Source organism: Curtobacterium sp. BRD11, assembly GCF_031844345.1.
Lineage (GTDB): Bacteria > Actinomycetota > Actinomycetes > Actinomycetales > Microbacteriaceae > Curtobacterium.
Genome location: NZ_JAUZUZ010000006.1, coordinates 44828 through 70552, shown reverse-complemented (window position 1 = coordinate 70552; position 25725 = coordinate 44828). Strand labels below are relative to the sequence as shown.

Below are 25725 nucleotides of genomic sequence, written 5' to 3'. Positions count from 1 at the left end.
ATGGCCAACGGAACCGTGAAGTGGTTCAACGCCGAGAAGGGCTTCGGCTTCATCACCGTGGATGGAGGGGGCCAGGACGTGTTCGTGCACTACTCGGCGATCGACATGTCGGGGTACAAGGTCCTCGAGGAGGGCCAGGCGGTGACGTTCGACGTCGGCACCGGGTCGAAGGGCCCACAGGCGGAGGCGGTCCGTCCCGCCTGAGCCCAGGACCACTCGACGAACGCGCCGTCCCCTCGGGGGCGGCGCGTTCGTCGTGCACAGCGCTCCGCCCGCCGAGCAGCCACCACCCGGGCCGACCGTGCCGGGTCCCGGCCGCAACGTGTCCTGGGAAGTCGAGCCGCGCCTCCCGACTGTGTTGCACTCACACCCGGCGAGTGCCAGAATCGGCGTTGGCACTCGCTTGCGCTGAGTGCCAGCACGACCCCCACGCACGACGTCCGGGAGGGACGAGAAACTCACATGGCTAAGATCATTGCTTTCGACGAGGAGGCCCGTCGTGGCCTCGAGCGCGGCCTGAACACCCTGGCCGACGCCGTGAAGGTGACGCTCGGCCCGCGCGGCCGCAACGTCGTCCTCGAGAAGAAGTGGGGCGCCCCCACGATCACGAACGACGGTGTCTCCATCGCCAAGGAGATCGAGCTCGACGACCCGTACGAGAAGATCGGCGCGGAGCTCGTCAAGGAGGTCGCCAAGAAGACCGACGACGTCGCCGGTGACGGTACGACCACCGCGACCGTGCTCGCCCAGGCGCTCGTCCGCGAGGGCCTCCGCAACGTCGCGGCCGGTGCCGACCCCGTGTCGCTCAAGCGCGGCATCGAGAAGGCCGTCGCCGCCGTCTCCGACCAGCTCCTCGCCAACGCGAAGGACATCGAGACCAAGGACCAGATCGCCGCGACCGCGTCGATCTCGGCCGCCGACCCCACCATCGGCGAGCTCATCGCCGAGGCGATCGACAAGGTCGGCAAGGAGGGCGTCGTCACCGTCGAGGAGTCGAACACCTTCGGCACCGAGCTCGAGCTGACCGAGGGCATGCGCTTCGACAAGGGCTACCTGTCGCAGTACTTCGTCACGGACCCGGAGCGCCAGGAGGCCGTCTTCGAGGACCCGTACATCCTCATCGTCAACTCGAAGATCTCCAACATCAAGGACCTGCTCCCGGTCGTCGACAAGGTGATCCAGGCGGGCAAGCAGCTCCTCATCATCGCCGAGGACGTCGACGGCGAAGCCCTCGCGACCCTCGTCGTGAACAAGATCCGTGGCATCTTCAAGTCCGTCGCCGTCAAGGCCCCGGGCTTCGGCGACCGTCGCAAGGCGATGCTGCAGGACATCGCGATCCTGACCGGCGGCCAGGTCATCTCGGAAGAGGTCGGCCTCAAGCTCGAGAACGCGACCCTCGACCTGCTGGGCAAGGCCCGCAAGGTGATCATCACCAAGGACGAGACCACGATCATCGAGGGTGCCGGCGACGACGAGCAGATCGCGGGCCGCGTCCGTCAGATCCGCTCCGAGATCGAGGCGACCGACTCCGACTACGACCGCGAGAAGCTCCAGGAGCGCCTCGCGAAGCTCGCCGGTGGCGTGGCCGTCATCAAGGCGGGTGCCGCGACCGAGGTCGAGCTCAAGGAGCGCAAGCACCGCATCGAGGACGCCGTCCGCAACGCGAAGGCCGCCGTCGAGGAGGGCATCGTCGCCGGTGGTGGCGTCGCGCTCATCCAGGCGTCCGTCGCGCTCGACACGCTCTCGCTCGAGGGTGACGAGGCGACCGGTGCGAACATCGTCCGCGTCGCCATCGACGCGCCGCTCAAGCAGATCGCGCTGAACGCCGGTCTCGAGCCGGGCGTCGTCGCCGCCAAGGTCCGCGAGCTCGAGTCGGGTCACGGCCTCAACGCCGCGACCGGCGAGTACGTCGACCTCGTCGCCGCGGGCATCATCGACCCGGCCAAGGTCACGCGCTCGGCGCTGCAGAACGCCGCGTCGATCGCCGGTCTGTTCCTCACGACCGAGGCCGTCGTCGCCGACAAGCCGGAGAAGAACCCGGCCATGCCGGCCGGCGACCCCACGGGTGGCATGGACTTCTAGTCCCGGTAGCCGGAAGGGCCCCGCACGCGCTGCGTGCGGGGCCCTTCCGCGTGCGGGGCCCTTCCGCGTGCGGGCGCCGCGGCCCTGGCTCGGTTTCGGTCGCAAGACTTGCCGCTCAGAACCGGCAGCGACGGCAGGTCGTGCGCCCGCAACGACCGCGGGCGGCATGCCGTGCTACCAGGACGTAGGTGCTTCTCCCGCACGGGAGGCTCAACTGCGGTCGTTCTCCACAGGTGCGCCCGCCTCTGGCTCGGGTGGTGCCGTGCGCCTCCAGGCTACGAGCATGACCACTCCGCGCGCACTGCCGAGCGGCCTCGCGGAACGGGCCTTCACCGTCGCACAAGCTCGTCGGTACGGCGAGGGTACGAGCCGCATGCGCCGCGCTGATCTCCGGCGCCCCGTCCACGGCGTCCGCGTGCCTCGTGACCGCGACGCGAGCCTGGTCGACTGCATCGCCCTGGTGCTCCGCCCCGACCAGCGGTTCAGCCACACGACCGCAGTCAGCGTGTGGGGAGCGCCGGTGCCGAGGGAACACCGCGAAGGGTCGCGGGTACACGTGGCGACCATCGGCGGAGCGAGCCTCATGCGGCGTCCGGGTGTCACGGCCCATCGTGTGGCCGACGACGAGACCGTCGAGCAGGACGGCCTCCCGGTCAGCACGCCGGCCCGCGCCTGGGCCGAGTGCGCGACCCTCTTCGACTTCCGAGCGCTCGTCGTCCTCGGCGACCACCTCGTCGGACGGGCGGGACTCGCCACGATCGAGGATCTCGCGCGTGCGCTCCGTCCCCGCGGGCACGGGGTCGTCCTCGCGCGGGCTGCACTCGAGGCCGTGCGTCCGGGGAGCGAGTCACCCATGGAGACGCTGATCCGCCTCGACGTCGTGGATGCAGGATTCCCGGAGCCCGAGCTCAACCACGAGGTGTTCGACGAGCGCGGTGCGTTCCTCGGACGGGTGGACATGTGCTGGCCACAGCTCCGTATCGCGCTCGAGTACGACGGCGACCATCACCGCGAGCGCGACGTCTTCCGACACGATCAACGCCGAGGGAACGGGTTCGCTGTCAACGGGTGGATCGTGGTGCACGCGACGGCTGCCGACGCGGCTCGACCTGCGGTGCTGTTCGAGCGACTCCGTCAAGCGTTCGCCGCCCGTTCCTGAGCCGGTCCGGCAGCTCTGATGTCGCTCGCTCCCACAGGTCCGCGCCGTGCTCCGGTCGCACGACCTGCCGCCTGCGACCGTTCGAGTCGCACGACATGCCGCGTCGGCCGGAGTTGAGCGGCAAGCCGTGCGACCAGAACGGGGACGGACGGCGGGACGGCCGGGCGGCGGGCGGCGGGCCGGCGGCGGCGGGCGGCGGCGGCGGGCGGCGACGGCCGGGGCCGGCGCTTCAGGCGGCGGGGGACTTCGGGGTGGGGGTGTAGTCGCGGGGGAGCAGGGGGAGCCAGACGCGGAAGGTCGCGCCGCCGCCCTCGGTGTCGAACACCTCGACGGAGCCGTTGTGCGCGTGCACGATGCCCGACACGATCGCGAGACCGAGGCCCGAGCCGCCGGTGTCCCGCGCGCGCGAGGTGTCCGCCCGCCAGAAGCGCTGGAAGATCTTCTCGCGCAGCTGCGGCGGGATGCCCTCGCCGTGGTCGATGACGTCGATGTGGGCCATGCCGAGGTCGTCGTCCACGCCGATGCCGATCTCGATCGGGTCGTCGTGCTCGGTGAACCGCATGGCGTTGCCCATCAGGTTCGTCACGACCTGGCGGATCTTGTTCTCCTCGGCCAGGACGATCGGCGGACGGGCCGGCAGCACGACGGTCGGCAGGGGCGTGGTCTCGTCGGTCGGTACACCGCCCTCGACGCCCATGGCGCGGTTGCGGCGGGCACGGAGGCGCGCGATCGTCTGCCGCGAGAAGGCGATCGGCCCGGTCGAGTTTGCCGACGGCGGGGAGACGGGCGTCTCACCGGTGTCGACCTGGCCGAACGCACCCGGACGGACGGCCTGCGGCACGCTGACGCCCGTCACGGCGTCCTCGACGAGGACCTGGATCTCGCGGTCGGGGTTCGACGCCATGGTGTCGAGTGCCGAGTCGCGCGCGATGGCGACGAGGTCGACCGGGCCGAGCTCGAGCGGCTTCGACTCGTCGATGCGGGCGAGCTGGAGCAGGTCCTGCACGAGCAGGCCCATCCGCTGCGCTTCCTTCTCGATGCGGTCCATCGCCTGGGCGACGTCCTCCTCCTTGCGGAGCGCCCCCATCCGGTAGAGCTCGGCGTAGCCGCGGAGCGACACCAGCGGCGTGCGGAGCTCGTGGGAGGCATCACCGACGAAGCGGCGCATCTGGTCGATCGTCCGCTCGCGGTCCTCGAACGCGGAGTCGATCCGCTCGAGCATCGCGTTGAGCGAGCGGTTGAGACGACCGACCTCGGTGTTCGGGGTGTCGGCCTCGAGCCGCTGGTTGAAGTCACCGGCGGCGAACCGGGCGGCCGTGTCCTCCACGTCGCGCAGCGGGTCGAACGTGGCCGTCACGAGGAGCCGTGTCAGCATCGCGCCGAGCAGGATCACCGAGATGCCGAAGCCCAGGAAGATGATCGTGAAGCGGCCGATGGTCTTGTCGGTGTCGGCGCTCGACACGGCGACGAGCACGTACCCGGTCTCCGAGGTGCCGCTCGACTGGTTCTGCAGCGACGCCGGGATGATCTGCGCGCGCCACTCGTGGTCGTGCTGGCTGTCGTACAGCGAGAACCGCTGCGAGCTCTGTGCCGCGGCGGAGAAGTCGAGCGAGCGGATGTCCGGTCGGCTCGAGGCGCGGGTCTGGCAGATCTTGTCGCCGCGGGAGTCGTAGGCCGCGACGTAGGCGCTCGGCGACAGGACGATCGACAGCGTGCAGTACTGCTGGCCGTCGCTGATGTTCTGGCCCTCGAGCTGCTCGGACGTCTGCTTGACCGTGTTGTCGAGCTGCTGCATGAGGTACGTCGAGAGCACCGTCATGGTGCCGAGCCCGGCGACGAGCAGCCCGAGCGCGACGAGCAGCACCGTGATGCCGGTGATCTTGGTGCGGAGGGAGATCCCGTCCCACCAGTGGCTCATTCGCGTGTGCATGCTGCCCCAACGATAAGCGGCGACCGCCCGGTGAAACCGGACGGTCGCCGTGTGCCCGGCGTCAGGACGCCTTGGACGCCTTCAGCATGTAGCCGAACCCGCGCTTCGTCTGGATGATCGGCTCGGTCGAGTACTGGTCGAGCTTGCGGCGGAGGTACGAGATGTACGACTCGACGATGCCCGCGTCGCCGTTGAAGTCGTACTCCCACACGTGGTCGAGGATCTGCGCCTTCGACAGCACGCGGTTCGGGTTGAGCATCAGGTAGCGCAGGAGCTTGAACTCGGTCGGGGACAGCTCGATCTGCGCGTCGCCGATCGTGACCTCGTGCGTGTCCTGGTCCATCGTGAGCTCGCCGGCGCGGATGATCGCGTCCTCTTCGTCGTTCATGGTGCGACGGAGGATCGCCTTGATGCGCGCGACGATCTCGTCGAGCGAGAACGGCTTGGTGACGTAGTCGTCGCCGCCGACGGTGAGCCCGGTGATCTTGTCCTCGGTGTCGTCCTTCGCGGTGAGGAAGAGGATCGGCGACGTGTACCCGGACGAGCGGAGGCGCTTGGTGACGCCGAAGCCGTTCATGTCCGGGAGCATCACGTCGAGGATGATCAGGTCGGGCTCCTCCTCGAGCACGGCGGAGATCGCCTGGGCCCCGTTGCCGACCGCACGGACGGCGAACCCGGCGAAGCGCAACGAGGTCGTGAGGAGGTCGCGGATGTTCGGCTCGTCGTCGACGATCAGGATCTTGGGGCCATCGGTCATGGTCCCATCCTCTGACCGTTCCCTAGAGGTTTCCTGGGAGCGGGTCGTGTGGTGGCTACGCGGCCGCCAGCACCTGGTCGGCGTCGAGGATCGTGTACGCGTACCCCTGCTCGGCGAGGAAGCGCTGCCGGTTCTGCGCGAAGTCCTGGTCGACCGTGTCCCGCGTCACGAGCGTGTAGAACGACGCCGGCAGGCCGTCCTTGTTCGGGCGGAGCAACCGGCCGAGACGCTGCGCTTCCTCCTGTCGGGAGCCGAACGACCCGGACACCTGGATCGCCACGGTGGCGTCGGGGAGGTCCACCGAGAAGTTCGCGACCTTCGACACCACGAGCACGTCGATCGAGCCCTCGCGGAACGCCTGGAACAGCCGCTCGCGCTCGTCGACCGGTGTCGACCCGGTGATCTCGGCGGCGTCGAGTGACGCGGCGAGGTCGTCGAGCTGGTCGATGTACTGCCCGATCACCAGGATCTGCTCGCCGTGGTGCTTCTCGATGAGCTCGCGCACCACCGGGGTCTTCGCCGGCGAGGTCGCCGCCATGCGGTAGCGCTCGTCGTCACCCGACGCCGCGTACTCCAGGCGGTCCTGGTGGGGGAGGTCGATCCGCACCTCGTAGCAGGCCGCCGGGGAGATGTAGCCCTGCGCTTCGATCTCCTTCCACGGGGCGTCGTAGCGCTTCGGCCCGATGAGCGAGAACACGTCGCTCTCGCGGCCGTCTTCGCGCACCAGGGTGGCCGTGAGCCCGAGCCGCCGCCGTGCCTGCAGGTCGGCGGTGAGCTTGAACACCGGCGCGGGGAGCAGGTGGACCTCGTCGTAGACGATCAGGCCCCAGTCGAGGGCGTCGAGGAGCGACAGGTGCGTGTACTCGCCCTTCCGCCGAGCGGTCAGGATCTGGTACGTCGCGATCGTGACGGGACGGATTTCCTTCGTGGTACCGGAGTACTCGCCGATGTCCTCGGGGGACAGGGTCGTCCGGCGCAGGAGTTCGTCACGCCACTGCCGGGCGGACACGGTGTTCGTCACGAGGATGAGCGTCGTCGCCTTGACGGTCGCCATCGCCCCGGCGCCGACGAGCGTTTTGCCGGCACCGCACGGCAGCACGACCACGCCGGAGCCCTGCGCGAAGAAGGTGTCGACGGCCTGCTCCTGGTACGGCCGCATGTGCCAGGACGCCGTGTCGAGGTCGATCGGGTGCGGCTGCCCCGGTGTGTAGCCCGCGAGGTCCTCCGCCGGCCACCCGAGCTTGACGAGCTCCTGCTTGACCTGCCCGCGTGCCCAGGGCTGCAGCTCGATCTCCGAGGGGGAGCGCTGGTCACCGAGCAGGGGCTTGATGCGCTTCGACCGGGTGACCTCGGCCAGGACCGACGGGTCCTCGGCGGTGAGGAGCAGGAGCGGCTGGCGCTCGAGCTCCTCGCTCGGGGAGTTCGCGATCGCCGGGGCGTCCTCGCGCTCCTCGCGCCGGATGACGAGCCGCCCGTACCGCGAGACGGTGTCGCGGATGTCGACCGTGACGCTCTGCGGGACCGGGAACTTCGCGAACCGCTCGAGCGTGCCGATCATCGACTCGGCGTCGTGCCCGGCCGCGCGGGCGTTCCAGAGCCCGAGGCGCGTGATCCGGTAGGTGTGCACGTGCTCCGGGGCGCGTTCGAGCTCGGCGAAGGCCGCGAGCTCGTGCCGGGCGTCCTCGGCCTGGGGGTGGGCGACCTCGAGGAGCACGGTGCGGTCACTCTGCACGATCAGCGGTCCGTTCATGACGGATCAGCCTAGGCGGCGCGGCTGCGAGCCGCCGCCCCCGGTGCGCAACGGTGGAGAACCGGCTCGCGGGGCGCGGCTGTGCAGGGACGCGCGGCTCAGGCCTCGCTCTCGACGGCGACGACGAGCGACAGCGGCAGCGTCCGCTCCACGTCGACCGCGGTGTCACGGCCGCGGACCCGTCCGGCGGCGACCGACGTCGGCACGATCGAGATCGGTCGCTCCGACCCGTCCGGCATGCGGACGGTCAGCCGGATCGGCGTCTTCCCGCGCACCGCCAGGTCGATCTGCCGCCCGAGCCACTCCTGCTCCGGCTCCGCGTCGCCGCGCTCCGTCGTCAGGCGCAGGCGTTCCACGAGCGCGTGGGCGGCCTGTTCCGGCGTCCGACCGGCGCCACCACGCCGACGGCCGGGAGGCGCGTCCGAGGCCACGGGGCGGGCAGCGGCCGTCAGCACGGCCGGGTACCGCTGCTCCTCGAGCGCCGCGTGGACCACGTGCGGCGGGTGCGGGGCGGTGAGCGTCGTCAGGTCGGCGCGTTCCCAGGTGAGCTGGCGCAGCTCGGCGTCGACCCCGACCAGGTCGAGCTGGTCCGGCGTCCCGTGCACGACCGCCCCGCGACCGTCCGGCGCGACGTCGACCACGAGGCCGCCGTCCCGCGACGCCACCTGGTCGACGAGGTAGGTGAGGGGCTGCGGCACGTCGGTCGCCGAGAGTCGGTCCAGCAGCGCGAGCAGGTCCTCACGCGTGCTGCCGGCCCGGACCGCCCGCCGCACGGAGTCCTCGGAGACGCGGTACCGGGCGGCCAACCCCGGCGCCTCGAGGTCGGCGACGCTCCGGAGTGCGTCGTCGTCGGCGGGAGTGAGCGGCCCCGGGGCGATGACCGTCAGGTCGTGCTGCAGGTAGACGCCGTCGACGGTCGGCGGCAGGTCGTCGGCTGCGGCGTCGGCATCGCCGTCGAGGACCGCTCGGCCCGTCGCCGTCACCGTGCCGTCGACCGCGAGCCCGAGGACCTCGGCGGTGCCGGCGACGTCGAGCAGGACGGCGTCGAGCCACCGGGCGCCCGCCGGGAAGGCCCAGCGTCCGACGGCGACCAGGTCGTGCAGGTCGTCGTCGGCCGCCCGGAGCACGTCGTGCACGGCCGGGTCGAGCGAGCGCCACCACCGTCCGGCCAGGTCCACCCAGCGGTCCGGCCAGGCCGCGAGGAGCCAGGTGCGCCCCTCGGAGGACACGGCCCAGCGCCCCTCGCCGGGGTGCGCGAGGCCGGTGCGGTCCAGCAGCGTGAGCCGGTCCGGCACGACGTCCGGGTCGGTGCCGACGCGCTCGCCGAGGGTCCGGGCGAGCGGCGTGCCGATGCCGCCCTTGACGAGTTCGCGGACCTCGCCGGCGTCGACCGCGCGGAGCAGCTCGGCGAGCACCGTCATCGTCGTGAACGCACGCTCCGCGCCGGTCGCGCGGGCGCGCTCCTGGTCGGCCACCTGCTCGTCGGGCGCGGCGGGGCGGACCGGTGCCGTGCCTCCCGGCCGGAGGTCGGCGACCTCGGCGTGGGCGGCCAGTCGTCCGGCGACGGCGTCGTCCACCGCGCCCGCGTCGTCGGCGAGGCCCAGCGCGACCGCCGGGGCGAGCGCGTCGGCGTCAGCCGACCCGTCGCGGAGGGCGAGGAGGGTCGCTCGGGGCAGGTGCTCGAGCGCGGCGTCGACGGCGTCGTCGGTGCGCAGCGCCTCGGCGAGGTCGAAGAAGTCGGCCGCGTGCTGCGGGCCGGACTCGGCGAGGACGGCCGCGGGCAGACGGCGGGCGACCACGAGCCGTTCCAGCTCGTCGTCGGACATCCCCCGCAGCCGGGCGGCGAGGTCGGCGGTGGTCGTCATCGTCCGCCGCTCCGGTCCGCGCGGGTCCTCAGCGGTCCGACCGGTTCTCGCGGGCGCGCTTGGTCCAGGTCAGTCCGAGCAGGACGAGGACCAGCACCATGCCGATGGGCAGACCGATGAGCGGGACCGCCATGATCACCGGCCAGGGCATCGATCCGTTGGCGCTCGGGACGGTCAGCCACATCACGACCATCGCGATGATGCAGAGGAGACCGGCGATGAAGATGCCGCCGATCATGAACCCGAGGACGCGTTCGGTACGATTGAACGTCACCGGGGTGTCCGCGGGTTCGCGCGTGTTCCCGGTGGATCGGGTCGGCTTGGCCATCGGCCCAGGATATCCGACGCACCACGGCCGTTCCACGACCACGAGGAGTCCACGCATGCCCACCGGCAAGGTCAAGTTCTACGACGACCAGAAGGGGTTCGGGTTCATCACCGGCGACGACGGTGAGCCGGTCTTCCTGCACGCGTCCTCGCTGCCGGACGGCGTCACCTCGGTCAAGGCCGGCACCCGCCTCGAGTACGGCGTCGTGCAGGGCAAGAAGGGCTCGCAGGCGCTGTCCGTGCGGCTGCTCGAGCCGGCTCCCTCGCTCGCGAAGATGTCCCGCCGCTCCGCCGACGACATGGCGGTGATCGTCGAGGACCTGGTGAAGGAGCTCGACCGGGTCAGCGGCGACCTGCGCCACGGGCGCTACCCGAAGAACGGCGAACGCCTCGCCGCGATCCTGCGCCACGTCGCAGACCAGTTGGACGCCTGATGATCGACCACACGGAGCTCGCGCGGAAGGCGCTGCTCGAGGTCACGCCGGAGTCGACGGTCGGCCAGCCGGTCGGCACCGTGGACGAGGGCGACGGCGTCGTCTCGGTCCTGTTCTCGAACCGGATGCCCGGCTACCCCGGGTGGCGCTGGACGGTCTCGATCGCGCAGGTCGAGGGCGACGAGCCCACCGTGCTCGAGGTCGAGCTGATGCCGGGCGACGGCTCGCTGGTCGCTCCGGACTGGGTGCCGTGGGCGGACCGGATGGCGGAGTACCGCGCCGGCCAGGCGGACGAGGACGACGACGACGAGTCGGACGACGAGGACGACGACGAGTCGGACGAGGACGACGACCTCGACGACGCCGAGGAGTCCGACTACGACGACCCGGACGACGACGAGGCAGACGACGACGCCTCGGACGACGACGACGACGAGTTCGAGGACGACGAGGACGACCTCGCGGAGTCGGACGACGACGAGCTCGACGGCGTCGACGTCGACGCGGCGGACGACGACTCCGATGACGACGCGGCGGACGACGTCGCCGAGGACCCCGCTCCGGTGCGCTCCCGCGGCTCGCGTCGTCGGGCTTCCCGCGTCCGGCCGACCGACCCCGACCAGGACCTCGAGCTCGACCGGCTCGACCCGTCCGAGACGGACCCGGAGCGCCACGGCGCCTGACGCGCCACGGACGGACGGGAGGCGCGGTGCCCGCTGGCACCGCGCCTCCCGTCCGTCCGTGCTGGCGCCTCAGCCGCGCAGCTCGCCGATGACGAAGTCGATCGCCCGCACGAGCTTCGCCACGTCGTCCGGGTCGATCGCGGTGAACGTGGCGACACGGAGCTGGTTGCGGCCGAGCTTCCGGTACGGCTCGGTGTCGACGATGCCGTTCGCGCGGAGCGTCGCGGCGACGGCCTTCGCGTCGATCGACTCGTCGAGGTCGATCGTCGCCACGACCTGCGACCGGTGGGCGGGGTCGGTGACGAACGGGGTGGCGTGGTCGGAGGCCTCGGCCCAGTCGTAGATCGTCGACGACGACGTCTTCGTGCGGGTGTCGGCCCACGCCAGACCACCGGACTGGTTGATCCAGTCGACCTGGTCGTCGAGCAGCAGCAGGGTCGCGAGCGCCGGGGTGTTCAGCGTCTGGTCGAGCCGCGAGTTGTCGACGGCGTTCTGCAGGGAGAGGAACTCCGGGATGTAGCGGTCCGAGGCGGCGATGCGCTCGACGCGCTCGATCGCGGCGGGGGAGAACAGTGCGAGCCACAGCCCTCCGTCCGAGGCGAAGTTCTTCTGGGGCGCGAAGTAGTAGACGTCGGTCGCGGCGACGTCGAACGCGGCACCACCGGCGGCGCTCGTGGCGTCGACGACGGTCAGCGCGCCGTCGTCACCCGCAGCGCGGACGACGGGCGCCATGACGCCGGTCGAGGTCTCGTTGTGCGGGTAGGCGTAGACGTCGACGCCCTCGACGGGCTCGAGCGCGGCGAGCGAGCCGCCGGGTGCCTCGACGACGTGCGGGGTCTCGAGCCACGGGGTGTCCGTGGCCTTGGCGAACTTCGAGCCGAACTCGCCGAAGGACAGGTTCTCGGCACGACGTTCGACCAGCCCGAAGGCGGCGGCGTCCCAGAACGCGGTCGAGCCGCCGTTGCCGAGGACGACCTCGTAGCCGTCCGGGAGCTGGAAGAGGTCGGCGAGGCCGCGGCGGACGCTGCCGACGAGGTCCTTCACGGGCTTCTGGCGGTGGGACGTCCCGAGGATCGTCGCCCCGCGGGTCACGAGTGACTCGAGCTGCGCGCCGCGGATCTTGGACGGGCCGCAGCCGAAGCGTCCGTCGGTCGGGAGGAGTTCGGCGGGGATGACGATGTCTGCCATGCGCCGATCCTAGCGAGCGGTATCCCACCGTCACCGACCCTGGACCGGCCGGACGGGGCGGACCCGACCCGCGCCTCCAGGCCGTGGAGCGCGCTCGTCGGTGCGGTCTTGTCGCACTGCTCAAGTAGGGTGGATCGGGCTGGGCCCAGACATGAGAGGCGGACCGTGACCGATCTCGTCGACACCACGGAGATGTACCTGCGGACGATCCTCGACCTCGAGGAAGAGGGGATCGTGCCGCTGCGCGCGCGCATCTCCGAGCGTCTCGGACACTCCGGTCCCACCGTCTCCCAGACGATCGCGCGGATGGAGCGCGACGGTCTGGTCGTCGTCTCCGGTGACCGCCACCTCGAGCTCACGGGTGAGGGGCGCTCGCGGGCGACGCACGTGATGCGCAAGCACCGGCTGGCCGAGCGGCTCCTCGCCGACGTGATCGGACTCGACTGGGCCTTCGTGCACGACGAGGCCTGCCGCTGGGAGCACGTGATGAGCGAGCAGGTCGAGGTCCGACTCCTCGAGATGCTCGGCAACCCCACGGAGTCGCCCTACGGCAACCCGATCCCCGGGCTCGCCGAGATCGGTGGACCGACGGCGGGACAGTTCCTCGACGGTGTGCAGAACATCGTCGCGGCGACCGACGGCACGGACGCCGTCGCGGTCGGCGTCGTGCGTCGCCTGGGCGAACCGGTGCAGTTCGAGCCCGAGCTGCTGCACCAGCTGCGCACCGCCGGCGTCATGCCCGGCCGTGTCGCCCGGGTGCAGCGCGCTGGTGCGTACGTCGCGGTCCGGGTGGACGGCGAGGACGCCGGCATCGAGCTGCCGACCGAGGTCGCGCAGCACGTCTACATCGAGCGGGACTGACCGTCGGGGCTCCGTCCGAGCCTGAGAATCGGCACAAGGTCACACGGGTTGATCGCCGCTGATCAGGGGTTCGTGATCGTTCCGTTACCGAACCGTCGTTTCATCTCGACAAGGTAACGGCCCCCACGTACACTCGTCGAGTCCCCGGGCCGCCCACGAGGCCCAGGACCCGTGGCAGGACGTCTCGAACCCGTCTCCTGCCTCGATCGGAAACGATGACGAACGGATGGGGTCCGCCCCTCCGCCCTGACCCAGGCGGAGACGGTGACGAGACGCCGGAGACACCACCCTTGACGCAGACCGGTTCCGCCGCGGACGACCAGACGCCCGCCAACCCGACGAACACCGCGAACGACGCCCCGCTCACCCGGCGGGCCGCGCGCCAGACCGAAGCCCCCGCCCGTCGCATCACCCCCGTCCGCGACGCACCGCTCCCCGGCGGCCGTCGCGCTGCGCAGGCCGCCCGCGCCGCCGAGACCGCCAAGGCGAGCAGCTCGGCCCGCAAGCGCCGGTTCCTCGCCCCCGTCGTGCTGACGGTCGCCGCCGGCATGTTCGGCACCGTGGCCGTCGCCCCGGCCTTCGCCGCGACGCAGCAGACCGGTTCGACCGCCGCCGACGCGCAGCGCCAGGTCCGCACGACCCAGGCACAGCAGTTCTCGGTGTCCGACGCCGTGGCCCTCGCCGGGACGTCGCGTGACGGCTACGGCGCGACCGCCCAGTCCACCCTCGACGCCGAGGCCGCGCAGAAGGCCGCCGCCGAGCAGGCCGCGGCTGCGCAGGCCCAGGCCGCAGCGACCCAGGCGGCGCGCGCGCAGACCGCGAAGCAGTACTCGTCGTACAGCGGCCCGTCCGCGAACGAGATCGCCACCACGGCGGCCGCCGCGAACACTCCGTTCTCGCTGCCGGCCGTCGTCGCCACCGCGAAGCAGTACATCGGCACCCCGTACGTCTTCGGCGGCGCGGACCCGTCCGGCTTCGACTGCTCGGGCTACATCATGTACGTCTACGCGCAGTACGGCATCAGCCTGCCGCACTCGGTCCCGCTGCAGGACGCCGCGGGCACCACGATCCCCGAGTCCCAGGCGCAGCCGGGCGACGTCGTCATCTTCAACGACGGTTCGCACGACGGCTTCTACATGGGCAACGGCATGATCATGGACGCGCCGAAGCCCGGTGGCTCCGTCTCGATCCGCCCGATCTGGACGAGCAGCTACCACATCGTGCGCTTCGGCATCTGACCCGAGCACCCGCACGACGGTGACGACCCTGGTGTCGTTCCCGTGAACACTCCCGGAAACCGGTCCGCACACCCTCGTGTCGGGCCGGTTTCCGACGTACCCTGGTGCTGCACCGGTCCGATCCGGCCCGAACACGGGAGACCTCATGTCAGCGTTCCGCACGACCCGCACCACGGGTCGGCGCGCGCTCGTGGACATACGGTCGACCGCCCCCTGCGTGCACCATCACGCCCCTGTCTGACGAGAGCACTGCCCATCCGGGTGGTGCTCTTCGTGGTTCAGGGCGTGGTCACAGGTCGCGGTCCCCTGTCGACGTCGATCGACCCGACGCACCCGCAGCGCCTGGAAGCCGTCCAGGCACCGTCGGAAGGGAACCCATGCGCACTCTCGTCCTCAACGCCGGTTACGAGCCCCTCGCGGTGATCTCGGACCGACGGGCCCTCGTGCTGGTCATGAACCAGAAGGCCGCCGTCATCGCCGCCGACCTCGACCACCCGGTCTCGGGGTCCTCCGCGAGCTTCGATCGTCCGTCCGTCATCATCCTGACCCGCTACGTGCGGATCCCGCACGCGAGACTCGTGCCGGTCTCGCGACGCGGGGTCCTGCGGCGTGACGCCAACCGCTGTGCCTACTGCGACCGGCACGCCACCACGATCGATCACGTGCAGCCCCGGTCGCGCGGCGGCCAGGACTCGTGGGAGAACCTCGTCGCCTGCTGCCTGGCCTGCAACAACACGAAGGGCGACCGCACCCCGCAGGAGATGGGGTGGCGACTTCGCTTCCGGCCGAAGGCGCCGCACGGTGCGTCCTGGGTGGTGCGGGGGATCGAGCGTCCGCAGTCGGAGTGGGACGAGTACCTGGTGGCCGCGTAGCGCCGGCTCGGCGTCGCGACGGACGGGAGGCGCGTGGCGGGGCCGCCCCGTGCCTCCCGTCCGTCGCGTGGTCGCGCCCGCGGGCGCGCGGCTCGCGTGGGCGGTGTGCCTGGCGCGTGTGGGAGGTGTGCCTGGCGCGTGCGCGGGCGGTGTGCCTGGTCGGAACGGGCGTACCTGGTCGGAACGGGCGTAGCTGGTCTTCCCGAACGACCAGGTACGCCCGATCCCGCTCTCCACCGCGGGTGTGATGGGAAGGAACGGGCAGGTGGCGCCGAGCGTCGCGTAGTCTGGCCGCAGTGATCCGCTCATCGCTGTGACCCAGCTGCTTCGTCGCCTCGTCCAGGAGGCGGTGGTCGCGTGTGCCCTGCGGGTGGACTCCTCGGGAGTCGCCGCCGTCGCCACCTCCACCTCGACACACTGGACGACCACCGATGACCTCTTCCTCGTTCCCCGGACCCGACCGCGCCGACCTGCGCGCCGACTGCGGGTCATGCGCGGCCCTCTGCTGCGCCGCGTTCGGCTTCACGCGGTCCGCTGACTTCCCCGTCGACAAGGCGCCGGGCGACCAGTGCCGGAACCTCGCCGACGACTTCTCGTGCACCGTCCACGAGTCACTCCGGCCACGCGGGTACCGCGGCTGCACCGTCTTCGACTGCGCCGGTGCCGGACAGCGCGTCACCGGACAGCTCTACGGTGGCGTGGACCGGCACCAGCGCCAGGACGTGCGGGTCGAGATGTTCGCCGTCTTCCGTGTCGTCCGACAGCTCCACGACCTCCTCTGGTACCTGGCCGAGGGCGCGGTCCGCAGGTTCCAGCCCGAGGCGTCGGCAGTGTTGGTGGAGCGGATCGAGGACGCGATCGGGCAGGGGCCGACCGCGGTCCTCGGGCTCGACCTGGTCGGGCTGCACGAGGAGGTCCGCGCGGTCCTGGTCGAGGTGAGCGCCGAGGTGCGGGGCGGGTACGCGACGGTCCTGCCCACGGTCCTGTCGCCCGGGGCCGACCTGATTGGTCGGCGCTTCCACGGCGTCAGCCTGTGCGGGGCGGACCTCCGCGGCGCGTACCTGATCGGCGCTGACCTCTCGGGGGCCGACCTCGGCGGAGTCGACCTGCTCGGCGCAGACCTGCGTGGTGCGCGCGTGCACGGGGCGGACCTCTCGGGCTCCCTCTTCCTGACCCAGATGCAGGTCAACGCGGCGCAGGGCGACGAGCGCACGCGGCTCCCAGTTGACGTCGTCCGCCCGTCGCACTGGGGCAGCGGCGGCGCGTAGCGTGCGAGCCATGAGCGAGACGCCCGTGATCGACGACGCCACGATCGGGGACCTCCGTGTCCGACTCCGCGCCACCCGCTGGCCGGACGCGCCCGCCGGCACCGGGTGGTCGCTCGGCGTCGACGTGGACGAGCTCCGGCCGCTGGTCGAGTACTGGGCCGACGGGTTCGACTTCGACGGGCACCGGGAGCAGCTCGCCGCGCTGCCGTCCGAGCGGCACGTCGTCGACGGCGTCCGGGTGCACGTGCTCCACGCGCGATCCGGCCGTCCCGACGCCCTCCCGCTGCTGCTCGCCCACGGCTGGCCGGACTCCGGATGGCGGTACCGCAAGGTCCTGCCGATGCTCGTCGAGGCCGGGTTCGACGTCGTCGTGCCGGACATGCCCGGGTACGGGTTCTCGGACGCGCCGCCGCGCGTGCTCGACGCCCGCGAGGTGGCCGGCATGTGGGCGACACTGATGACCGTCCTCGGGTACGACCGGTTCGCGGCCTCCGGCGGGGACATCGGGACGCACGTCGTCCGGTACCTCGCACTCGACCACCCCGACCGTGTGGTCGCCGTGCACCGGATCGACGGCGGGCTGGCGTGGCCCGGGATCGACACCACGGAGCTGTCCCCGGCGGAGCGGGCCTTCGTGCAGGCGACCGAGCGGTGGCGGACCGCCGAGGGCGCCTACGCGATGATGCACCGCACGAAGCCGCAGACCGCCGCCGTCGGGCTGACCGACTCACCCGCGGGTCTCGCTGCGTGGATCGTCGAGAAGCTCCGGTCGTGGAGCGACTGCGGCGGCGACCTGTGGTCGGTGTACACGCGGGACGAGGTCCTGGCGCTGCTGACCGAGTACTGGGCGACCGCGACGATCGGGTCCTCCATGCGGATGTACCACGCGAACGCGGCGATCCCCGCTTCGCAACTGCGTCGACGGGTGGAGGTGCCGTCGGGGTTCTCGGTATTCCCGGGCGACATCGTGCGGGCTCCGCGGGAGTGGCTCGAGCGCACGACGAACCTCGTGCACCACCACGAACTCGACAGGGGCGGGCACTTCGCGCCGTTCGAGCAGCCGGAGCTGTTCGTGGACGAGGTCTGCGCGTTCCTGGAGCCGTACCGCCGCTAGAGTGGACGGGCCAGCCTCTGTAGCTCAATGGAAGAGCAGTTCCGTCCTAAGGAAACGGTTGGGGGTTCGAGTCCCTCCAGGGGCACCACGTCGTCCGGGGGCACCGCGTCGAGCGCGGGTTCGCGTCCCTGCGGTGCTCGTCCAGGGGCACCGATCGTTGCACCAGCCGTCGTCTGGGCCGGAACGGGTTCTCCACAACCGTCGCCCTGGACGGTAGCTCGGGCCCAGCGCCCCGTACGATTGACCCCGTGTCCAAGGTCCTGAGCAGTCTCCCCGTCGGCGAACGAGTCGGCATCGCGTTCTCCGGAGGTCTCGACACCTCCTGCGCGGTCGCCTGGATGCGCGAGAAGGGAGCGGTGCCCTGCACGTACACGGCCGACATCGGCCAGTACGACGAGCCGGACATCGACGCCGTCCCGGGTCGCGCGAAGGAGTACGGCGCCGAGATCGCCCGCATCGTCGACGCGAAGAGCGCCCTGGTCGAAGAGGGCCTCGTCGCCCTGCAGACCGGTGCCTTCCACATCCGCTCCGGCGGCAAGACCTACTTCAACACGACGCCGCTCGGCCGCGCGGTGACGGGCACGATGCTCGTCCGCGCCATGAAGGAGGACGGAGTCGACATCTGGGGCGACGGCTCCACCTACAAGGGCAACGACATCGAGCGGTTCTACCGCTACGGCCTGATGGCCAACCCGCGGCTGCGCGTCTACAAGCCGTGGCTCGACACCGAGTTCGTCGAGGAGCTCGGCGGTCGCAAGGAGATGAGCGAGTGGCTCGTCGCCCGTGGGTTCCCGTACCGCGACTCCACCGAGAAGGCCTACTCGACCGACGCGAACATCTGGGGAGCAACGCACGAGGCGAAGAGCCTCGAGGAGCTCTCGAGCGGTCTGGACATCGTCGAGCCGATCATGGGCGTCGCCGCCTGGCGTGACGACGTCGAGGTCGCCACCGAAGAGGTCTCGGTCCGCTTCGAGGCCGGCCGCCCGGTCGCCATCAACGGCGTCGAGTACGCCGACGCCGTCGCGCTCGTGTACGAGGCGAACGCCATCGGTGGTCGCCACGGCCTCGGCGCGAGCGACCAGATCGAGAACCGCATCATCGAGGCCAAGAGCCGCGGCATCTACGAGGCGCCGGGCATGGCCCTGCTGCACATCGCCTACGAGCGTCTGCTCAACGCGATCCACAACGAGGACACCGTCGCGGCGTACCACAACGAGGGTCGTCGTCTCGGACGTCTGATGTACGAGGGCCGGTGGCTCGACCCGCAGTCCCTCATGCTGCGCGAGTCGCTGCAGCGCTGGGTCGCCTCCGCCGTCACCGGTGAGGTCACGCTGCGCCTGCGGCGTGGTGACGACTACACGATCCTCGACACCACGGGTCCGGCGCTGTCGTACCACCCGGACAAGCTCTCGATGGAGCGTGTCGGCGACGCAGCGTTCGGTCCGGACGACCGCATCGGGCAGCTCACGATGCGCAACCTCGACATCGCGGACTCGCGCTCGCGCCTCGAGCAGTACGCGGCGGCCGGGCTGATCGGCGGCGCGACGGGCGAACTCGTCGGCGAGCTGCAGTCGGGCGAGGCCGAGGAGATCCTCGGCGGAGCCGTCGTGTCCAGCGAGGACGAGGCACTCGGTCGCGCGACGGACGCCGCGTCCGAGGGCGCCGCCTTCGACTCCGGTACCGACTGACACACACCGCACCGACACGAACGGGAGCCCCTGCCGCGCGCAGGGGCTCCCGTTCGTCGTCCGTGGCGTGCGTCGGGAGAGGGCGTGTGGCTCTTCCGAGCCGCGTGCACACGCGTACTTCGACGTTGCGCGCGTCGAACGACGTGCGCGGTGTCGTCCTGTGCGCCTGCATCGGTCGCGGGTGCATCGGCCGACATCGCGCGGGTCGATCGACGGGTGCTTCGGCGCGGGACGTCCCGTGCATCGGGAGTAGGGGTCGGGTCGTGCGACATCACCGTCGTCGTGCGACAGCGGCGGTGTCGTTTCGGCCGATCCGGCACGAGCGAGGTCGGTTCGTGCGACATCACCGTCGTCGTGCGACAGCGGCCGCGTCGTACGACAGCGCCGCGCTGCCGCGACCAGCCGCCGACGCGCCCACACGACGGACGGGAGGCGCGGTACCGACCGGCACCGCGCCTCCCGTCCGTCCCGTGGGACCCGCTACCGCCGCTCGGCGGTCTCCGGCCGCTTCTGGCGCCACGGCTCCGCCGGCCGGTCCGGACCGCCCCACACCTGCACGGCGCCCCAGGCCGCCGCGAGGAGCGGCACCGAGATGATCGCGCCGGTGATGCCCGCGAGTACGGTGCCCGCGGTCAGGCCGATCAGGATCACCAGGCCGTGCAGCTTGAGCGTCTTGCCCATCAGCACCGGCTGCAGCAGGTTGCCCTCGAGCTGGTTGACGAGCACCACGATGCCCACGACGATCAGCGCGGCCACGGGGCCGTTCGCGACGAGGGCGACGAGCGCGGCGAGGATGCCCGCGGCGGTGGCGCCGACGATCGGGATGAACGCGGTGATGAACACGACGACGGCGAGGGGGAGCGCGAGCGGCACCCCGACGATCGCCAGCCCGACGCCGATGCCGATCGCGTCGACCGCCGCGACGCTCGCCGTGCCGCGGACGTAGCCGCCGAGGGTCTGCACGACGCGGTCACCGACGCGGCGTGCACGCTCGTACCGGGCGCCGGTGAACGGACGGAGCAGGAACTCCCAGATCGCCGGCCCGTCCTTGAGGAAGAAGAACAGCACGACGATCATCAGCACCAGGCCGGTCAGGAAGTTCGCGGTGGCCGACGCCCCGGCCAGGGCGCCCGACCCGAACTGCGAGCTGGTCAGGAAGTCCTGGACGCCGTTCACCACCTGGTCGACCTGCTGGTCGGAGATCGAGAACGGCAGGTGCGCGACGGTGTCCTGCAGCTGCTGGAAACCGCTGATCGCCGACTTCTGCAGGTCGGGCCACTGCGAGATGACCGCGACGACGATCAGCCAACCGACGAGGCCGAGCACGACGAGGACGCCGAGCAGGACCGCGAGGGTCGCGAGCACCGAGGGCACCTTGTGCCGTCGGAGCCAGGACACGACCGGGTGCATGGCGGACGCGATGATCAGGGCGAGGAGCACCGGGATCGTCACGACGCTCAGGGTCGCGGCGGCGTACACGATGCCGATCGCGATCACGAGCACGACGATCACCTGCAGGCACCGGGTCGCGAGACTGCCGAACCCGTCGGTCCACTTGCGGGCGAGTGGTCCCGGTGTCGCGTCGGACGTGGCGGGGTGGTTGCCGAACAGGGGCATGAGGCTCCTCGGTGGTGGTGCGGAGCCTCCACGCTACCGACGCAGCCGACCCGCGGTCCCGACGCAGCCGACCCGCGGCCGGGGACGTCCGGGGACGCCGCTAAGCGCATCGACCTGGACGCGCTCCTGTCCCGCTTCTACGCTGGGGTCACCGGGTTCACTCACAGGGTCCCGTCGTCACGATGCCCTCGCGGTCCGCGGGGTCTGGCACAGCGGGACGGCCCGGTCGGATCCGAGGTGAGCAACACCTCGATGAAGGGCTGGTCCTCATGACCGCCACGTACCCGTGCTGCACGCACCTCGACTTCCCGGCGGGGCACACCCGCACCCCCGTCTCCACCTTCGCCGCCACGACCCTGCAGGTGCTCTCGTGACGCCCCGTCCCGTCGAGGACTGGCACCGTCACGGCATGCGCTCACCCGAGGAGGTCGCCGAGCTGATCGCCGACCGCGTCGGCGGCACCTCGGACGCCTCCGTGCCCGCCGGTCCCGAGCACGACGAACCCTCGTACGCGGACTTCCTCGGCGAGCAGGTCTGACGCGGCCCCCGGACGGGGGCTCGCGCCGTCCTGCCTGCGCGCGGATGATCCTCGGCAGGGGCCGTGTGGCCCGTCCCGTCTCACCAGCGGGACCCGGATCAGGGAGGACCCGACGTGCACGACCACGACACCCATCCGTTCGACCGTCACGTCGGTCCGCCGCACGTCGAACGCTTCCGGCTCACCCGGACCGACGAGATGCTCCGCGTGGTCTGCACGTGCGCGATCGGTGCCGACCACGACAACACCATCCGGCACCCCGCTGCCCCGACGGTCGCCTGAGTCGAACGGGTGAACACCAGCCGCGTGCCTCCGGTGAATCCGGTCGTGCGCCACGGTGCGGCGGGATACTGGTCGGGTGCGTGAACTCCAAGCCACCATCGCTGCGGACCTCGACGTCCAGCCGACCATCGACCCCGAGCAGGAGGTCGCCCGCCGTGTCGCGTTCCTGCGTGACTACCTGACCACGACCGGCGCGAAGGGGTTCGTCCTCGCCGTCAGCGGCGGGCAGGACTCCACGCTCGCGGGGCGGCTCACCCAGCTCGCCGTCGAGTCCCTCCGCGCGGAGGGACGCGAGGCCGAGTTCGTCACCGTCCGCATGCCGTACCGGGTTCAGGCCGACGAGGACGACGCGCAGCTCGCGCTGCAGTTCATCGCCGCCGACCCCGGCATCGTGGTGAACATCGAGCACGGCGTCGACGGCGTGGTGCAGGACACCGCGGCGTCCGGCGTCGCGCTCAGCGACTTCGTGAAGGGCAACGTCAAGGCGCGCATGCGCATGGTCGCCCAGTACGCCGTGGCCGGGCAGCGCGGACTGCTGGTCGTCGGTACGGACCACGCGGCCGAGGCCGTGACGGGCTTCTTCACGAAGTACGGCGACGGCGGCGTCGACCTCACCCCGCTGACCGGGCTGACCAAGAGCCAGGGGCGGCAGCTCCTCGAGCACCTGGGGGCGCCGGCTCGCCTGTACGAGAAGGCGCCGACCGCGGACCTGCTCGACGACCTGCCCGGGCAGACCGACGAGGCCAACCTCGGCCTGACCTACGTCGAGATCGACGCGTACCTGCAGGGGCACGACGTCCCCGACGAGGTCGCCGAGGCGATCGAGTCGCGCTACCGAGCGACCGAGCACAAGCGTCGCGTGCCCGCGACGCCCTTCGACAGCTGGTGGCAGCAGGGCGCGTAGCGCCACAGCGCTGGACCGGACGGGAGGCGCGGTGCAGGTCCCGACCTGCAGCGCGCCTCCCGTCGTGCGTGCGACCGTGTGGCGTGGCCGGTCGGTCCTGGTGGCCGTCCGGTTCTCCACAACTCCGGTCGCCGTCCTGCCGCTGCGGTCCCCGCGCTCCTAGGATGGGCGCAACGGAACAACAGATGCGGAATCCCGGTCACGACCGACCGTGCCGGGGCCGCTGGGGGGAATCATGGAAGTCCTGCTCGCACTCGGCGCCGTCCCGCTCGTCATCGTGGGGATCATCGTCCTCGCCGTGATCGCGCTCGTGTACGCCAAGCTCGTCTACCGCAACGCCGGTGCGGACGAGGCGATCATCATCACCGGGAAGCGGTCGCGGAAGGTCAAGAACCCCGACGGCACCGAGACCGTCGAGTCCGGCATCAAGGTCGTCCTCGGTGCGGGTGTGCTCGTCCGACCGTTCTTCGAGCGGGTGGCGAAGATCTCGCTGTCCTCGCGTGCCATCGACATCAACGTGAACGCGCAGGACTCCCGCGGCGTCACGATCGACGTCGAGGCCGTGGCGCTCGTCAAGGTGGGCGAGGCCGATGCGTCGATCCGTGCTGCTGCGCAGCGCTTCCTCGGCCAGGAGAAGAAGATCGACGACTTCGCGCGCGAGGTCCTGTCCGGTTCGCTCCGCGCGTCGATCGGCGCGACCGACGTGTCGACGATCATCCGCAACCGCGACCAGCTCACGGTGGCGGTCCTCGACGTCGCCAAGGACGCCCTGCACAGCCAGGGTCTCGACGTCGACTCGTTCGAGATCAAGGGCATCTCGGACCGCAACGACTACATCAGCGACCTCGGTCGTGCCGAGCGCGCCCGCGTCCGGCTCGAGGCGGAGAACGCCGAGGCCCAGGCCGACCGCGAGGCACGCGAGGCCCGGGCCACCGCCGACCAGGCGATCGCCGAGGCCGAGAACACCCTCGCCATCCGTCGTGCGGCGCTGCAGCTCGACGCCGACCGGGCGTCGGCCGAGGCCGCAGCGGCTGGTCCGCTCGCGCAGGCTCGCGCGTCGCAGGGCGTCGTCGAACAGGAGCAGATCACGGCGCAGAAGCGCGCCGAGCTCCGTCGTGCCGAGCTCGAGTCCGAGGTGAGCGCGGTCGCCGAGGCGAACGCGCGCAAGACCCGGGTGGAGGCCGAGGCTGCTGCGGCTGCCCAGGTCGAGACGGCCCGTGCGCAGGCCGAGGCCCGACGGATCTCGGCCGAGGCGGTCGCCGCCGAGGCCCAGGCCGAGGCTGCCGCCCGCAAGCTCGCCGCCGACGCCTCACGTGCGGAGGGTGAGGCCGCGGCCGACGCCATCCGTGCGAAGGGTCAGGCCGAGGCCGACGCGACGAAGGCCCAGGCCGACGCGCTCGCACAGCACTCCGAGGCCGTGCTCCGGGTGAAGGCGCTCGAGACGCTGCCGAGCATCGCCCGCGAGCTCGCGGCGCCGATGGGCAACATCGACAAGCTGACGGTCGTGTCCTCGGACGGCGCAGGCGCCCTGTCGAAGAGCGTCGTGAGCCAGTTCAGCGAGGTCGACGCGCTGCTCGGCACCACGGCCGGCTTCACGCTGAGCGACATCGTGAAGAGCACGACGACCGGCCAGGCCGCTGCCCGGGCGGTCGCGCGTGAGCAGGGCGCCGCGCCGGTCGACTGACGGGCACGGTCGTGCGCACGGGCGCGGTCGGGTCAGCCCCGGTCGCGCCCGTCGTCGTCCCGGTGTCGCTGCTGGCCGCCGGCGTCCTCGCGCTGGTCCTCAACCGGGTCGCTGTCGGTGGCCGGGTCGCCGTCGGTGACCGGGTCGCCGTCGGTGACCGGGTCGCCGTCGGTCGACTCCTGCGGCCGTCCCTGCAGCGCGTCCCGCTCGGCGGCCAGACGCTGCTGCCAGACGACGCTGCGAGCGGCGCCCTCGAGCACGTCCTCGACCTGCCCGCCGGTCTTCGCTGCGAGTGCGCCGCTCAGGCCCGCGGTGAGGGTGCCGCCAGCGGCAGCGAGGCGTTCCATGACCTCCTCCTGCCGGGGCGTGAGGGGTTCGTCGACCATGCTGTCCACGGTCTCGCGGATGTTCGCCTCGCTGGCGTCGAGCGAGGCGTCGTCCCCGGCGTGCAGTGCGGCGGCCTCGCCGACGACGACGAGTCCGAGCCGTGCGGCGTCGTCCTCGGGACGGGGGCGTTCGTTCTCGTCGGTCATGGCGGGGACGCTACGCCCCGGCCGATGTACGGCCGTCAGCACCGTGTCCCCCCCCCCCCCCCGCTCGGGGCCGATCGGTCGCACGGGACGACGAAGGACCCCGGACCGTCACGGTCCGGGGTCCTTCGTGGTGCCGCTCCGACACCCCCACGTCGGTCAGTGGCGCCTGCTGGTGGTCAGCGGCGCGCGCCGCGACCCGCGAAGCGCGTGTAGAGGAACAGCACGATGACGGCACCGATGATCGAGCCGATGATGCCGGCCGGCTGGAAGAAGCCGTCCATCGGGTCGTGCTGGAAGATGAGGAACCCGAGGAAGCCGCCGACGAACGAGCCGATGATGCCGAGCACGATCGTCATGAGGATCGACATGTGCTGCTTGCCGGGGATGATCAGCCGGGCGAGGGCGCCGGCGATGAGGCCGATGATGATGAGGCTGATGATGAGACCGAGCACGGTGTCCTCCTTGGGTCAGACCTGTCGCGGTCCGGGGGTGTCCGCGATCTGGGTCGGCCCCGATTGAACACCGCTCTTCCCCAGCATGTTCACAGCCTGCATGGAGGCGCAGGTACAGGCGAGGGTCACACCGCTCCGGACGACTCCAGCTCCGCCTGCAGCTCGGTGTCCGAGGGCTCCACGAAGTGCTTGCCGTTCGGCAGCACCACGACGGGGATGTTCTTGCGGCCGCTGATGGCCTCGGCCCGGTCGGCGGCGGACAGGTCCGCCTCGACGTCCACGTAGTCGTAGTCGACCCCGAGGCGGTCGAGGAGCGCCTTCGAGCGTCGGCAGTCGCGGCACCAGTCCGCGCCGAACATCGTCACCTTGTCGAACGTCGCATCAGTCATGTCCTCACAGTACGTCCGACGGCCGCGGGACATTCCCGCGTCACCGCCCACGCCCCGACGACGTGTGACCGCGTGACCGCGTGACCGCATGACCGTCAGCCCGCGCGACT

At 71.3% G+C, this 25725-nt stretch carries 25 protein-coding genes and 1 tRNA gene; 16 read left to right on the top strand and 10 right to left on the bottom strand.

The features are described 5' to 3' along the window. The 3 genes from Q9R28_RS13575 to Q9R28_RS13565 all read left to right on the top strand — a co-directional run bounded on the left by Q9R28_RS13575 (position 1) and on the right by Q9R28_RS13565 (position 3241). Positions 1-204: a cold-shock protein gene (locus Q9R28_RS13575; protein WP_066656547.1), complete on the top strand. Its 204-nt coding sequence runs from the start codon at positions 1-3 to the stop codon at positions 202-204. A gap of 258 nt (positions 205-462) precedes the next feature. After that, positions 463-2082, top strand: a complete 1620-nt coding sequence (gene groL / locus Q9R28_RS13570; RefSeq protein ID WP_066656544.1) for a chaperonin GroEL — start codon at positions 463-465, stop codon at positions 2080-2082. Positions 2083-2365: 283 nt separating this feature from the next. Beyond that, positions 2366-3241, top strand: a complete 876-nt coding sequence (locus tag Q9R28_RS13565) for a hypothetical protein (RefSeq protein ID WP_311206349.1) — start codon at positions 2366-2368, stop codon at positions 3239-3241. Between the two features lie 229 nt (positions 3242-3470). Here the strand turns inward: Q9R28_RS13565 and Q9R28_RS13560 are convergent, their stop codons facing one another. From Q9R28_RS13560 to Q9R28_RS13540, 5 genes are all read right to left on the bottom strand, one after another. Continuing rightward, positions 3471-5171 (bottom strand): cell wall metabolism sensor histidine kinase WalK, encoded by a 1701-nt coding sequence (locus Q9R28_RS13560; RefSeq protein WP_066656538.1) that lies wholly within the window; start codon positions 5169-5171, stop codon positions 3471-3473. 61 nt (positions 5172-5232) lie between these two features. Beyond that, positions 5233-5928, bottom strand: a complete 696-nt coding sequence (locus tag Q9R28_RS13555) for a response regulator transcription factor (protein WP_056120555.1) — start codon at positions 5926-5928, stop codon at positions 5233-5235. Positions 5929-5983: 55 nt separating this feature from the next. Beyond that, complete coding sequence (locus tag Q9R28_RS13550; protein WP_066656535.1) at positions 5984-7678, bottom strand: DNA repair helicase XPB; 1695 nt, start codon at positions 7676-7678, stop codon at positions 5984-5986. Positions 7679-7776: 98 nt separating this feature from the next. Further along, the gene (locus Q9R28_RS13545; RefSeq protein WP_066656533.1) at positions 7777-9543 is read right to left on the bottom strand and encodes a helicase-associated domain-containing protein; all 1767 of its coding nucleotides are present in this window, start codon (positions 9541-9543) and stop codon (positions 7777-7779) included. A gap of 28 nt (positions 9544-9571) precedes the next feature. Then, a complete protein-coding gene (locus Q9R28_RS13540) occupies positions 9572-9871 on the bottom strand; it encodes a hypothetical protein (RefSeq protein ID WP_066656531.1) in 300 nt (99 codons plus the stop codon). Positions 9872-9926: 55 nt separating this feature from the next. Here Q9R28_RS13540 and Q9R28_RS13535 point away from each other — a divergent pair, with 55 nt between their 5' ends. Further along, a complete protein-coding gene (locus Q9R28_RS13535) occupies positions 9927-10304 on the top strand; it encodes a cold-shock protein (protein WP_066656529.1) in 378 nt (125 codons plus the stop codon). Next, positions 10304-10987 (top strand): DUF3027 domain-containing protein, encoded by a 684-nt coding sequence (locus tag Q9R28_RS13530; protein ID WP_311206348.1) that lies wholly within the window; start codon positions 10304-10306, stop codon positions 10985-10987. Before Q9R28_RS13535 ends, Q9R28_RS13530 begins: the two co-directional genes overlap by 1 nt. A gap of 69 nt (positions 10988-11056) precedes the next feature. Here the strand turns inward: Q9R28_RS13530 and serC are convergent, their stop codons facing one another. Further along, positions 11057-12175 (bottom strand): phosphoserine transaminase, encoded by a 1119-nt coding sequence (serC, locus tag Q9R28_RS13525; protein WP_066656526.1) that lies wholly within the window; start codon positions 12173-12175, stop codon positions 11057-11059. Between the two features lie 165 nt (positions 12176-12340). On the opposite strand from serC, the gene Q9R28_RS13520 reads away from it, so the two are divergent. The 7 genes from Q9R28_RS13520 to argG all read left to right on the top strand — a co-directional run bounded on the left by Q9R28_RS13520 (position 12341) and on the right by argG (position 19216). Next, a complete protein-coding gene (locus Q9R28_RS13520; protein ID WP_066656523.1) occupies positions 12341-13036 on the top strand; it encodes a metal-dependent transcriptional regulator in 696 nt (231 codons plus the stop codon). Between the two features lie 290 nt (positions 13037-13326). Next, positions 13327-14274, top strand: a complete 948-nt coding sequence (locus tag Q9R28_RS13515; RefSeq protein WP_066656519.1) for a C40 family peptidase — start codon at positions 13327-13329, stop codon at positions 14272-14274. Between the two features lie 377 nt (positions 14275-14651). Beyond that, on the top strand, positions 14652-15146 hold the full coding sequence (locus Q9R28_RS13510) for an HNH endonuclease (RefSeq protein ID WP_066656516.1): 495 nt from the start codon (positions 14652-14654) through the stop codon (positions 15144-15146). A 431-nt stretch (positions 15147-15577) separates the two neighbouring features. Then, positions 15578-16414, top strand: coding sequence for a pentapeptide repeat-containing protein (locus Q9R28_RS13505; protein WP_311206347.1), 837 nt, complete (start codon positions 15578-15580; stop codon positions 16412-16414). 10 nt (positions 16415-16424) lie between these two features. Then, the gene (locus tag Q9R28_RS13500; protein ID WP_311206346.1) at positions 16425-17528 is read left to right on the top strand and encodes an epoxide hydrolase; all 1104 of its coding nucleotides are present in this window, start codon (positions 16425-16427) and stop codon (positions 17526-17528) included. Positions 17529-17541: 13 nt separating this feature from the next. Then, a tRNA-Arg gene (locus Q9R28_RS13495) sits at positions 17542-17616 on the top strand. A 160-nt stretch (positions 17617-17776) separates the two neighbouring features. Then, positions 17777-19216 carry an argininosuccinate synthase gene (gene argG, locus Q9R28_RS13490; protein WP_209685453.1) on the top strand — a complete coding sequence of 480 codons (1440 nt, stop codon included), beginning with the start codon at positions 17777-17779 and terminating at the stop codon, positions 19214-19216. Positions 19217-19696: 480 nt separating this feature from the next. On the opposite strand, the gene Q9R28_RS13485 is transcribed toward argG, so the two are convergent. Continuing rightward, complete coding sequence (locus Q9R28_RS13485) at positions 19697-20833, bottom strand: AI-2E family transporter (protein WP_271826087.1); 1137 nt, start codon at positions 20831-20833, stop codon at positions 19697-19699. A 409-nt stretch (positions 20834-21242) separates the two neighbouring features. On the opposite strand from Q9R28_RS13485, the gene Q9R28_RS13480 reads away from it, so the two are divergent. The 4 genes from Q9R28_RS13480 to Q9R28_RS13465 all read left to right on the top strand — a co-directional run bounded on the left by Q9R28_RS13480 (position 21243) and on the right by Q9R28_RS13465 (position 24241). Beyond that, entirely contained in the window at positions 21243-21371 is a 129-nt protein-coding gene (locus tag Q9R28_RS13480; protein WP_268746754.1) for a hypothetical protein, read from the top strand. A 114-nt stretch (positions 21372-21485) separates the two neighbouring features. Continuing rightward, on the top strand, positions 21486-21653 hold the full coding sequence (locus tag Q9R28_RS13475) for a hypothetical protein (RefSeq protein ID WP_158407773.1): 168 nt from the start codon (positions 21486-21488) through the stop codon (positions 21651-21653). A gap of 76 nt (positions 21654-21729) precedes the next feature. Beyond that, positions 21730-22557: an ammonia-dependent NAD(+) synthetase gene (gene nadE / locus Q9R28_RS13470; RefSeq protein WP_066656508.1), complete on the top strand. Its 828-nt coding sequence runs from the start codon at positions 21730-21732 to the stop codon at positions 22555-22557. Between the two features lie 235 nt (positions 22558-22792). Then, positions 22793-24241, top strand: a complete 1449-nt coding sequence (locus Q9R28_RS13465) for a flotillin family protein (RefSeq protein WP_209685460.1) — start codon at positions 22793-22795, stop codon at positions 24239-24241. A gap of 32 nt (positions 24242-24273) precedes the next feature. Here the strand turns inward: Q9R28_RS13465 and Q9R28_RS13460 are convergent, their stop codons facing one another. The 3 genes from Q9R28_RS13460 to Q9R28_RS13450 form a co-directional block, all read right to left on the bottom strand. Further along, a complete protein-coding gene (locus tag Q9R28_RS13460; protein WP_066656496.1) occupies positions 24274-24774 on the bottom strand; it encodes a hypothetical protein in 501 nt (166 codons plus the stop codon). Positions 24775-24950: 176 nt separating this feature from the next. After that, positions 24951-25226: a GlsB/YeaQ/YmgE family stress response membrane protein gene (locus Q9R28_RS13455; RefSeq protein ID WP_066656492.1), complete on the bottom strand. Its 276-nt coding sequence runs from the start codon at positions 25224-25226 to the stop codon at positions 24951-24953. 125 nt (positions 25227-25351) lie between these two features. Beyond that, on the bottom strand, positions 25352-25615 hold the full coding sequence (locus Q9R28_RS13450) for a glutaredoxin family protein (protein WP_066656489.1): 264 nt from the start codon (positions 25613-25615) through the stop codon (positions 25352-25354). Between the last annotated feature and the right edge of the window lie 110 nt (positions 25616-25725).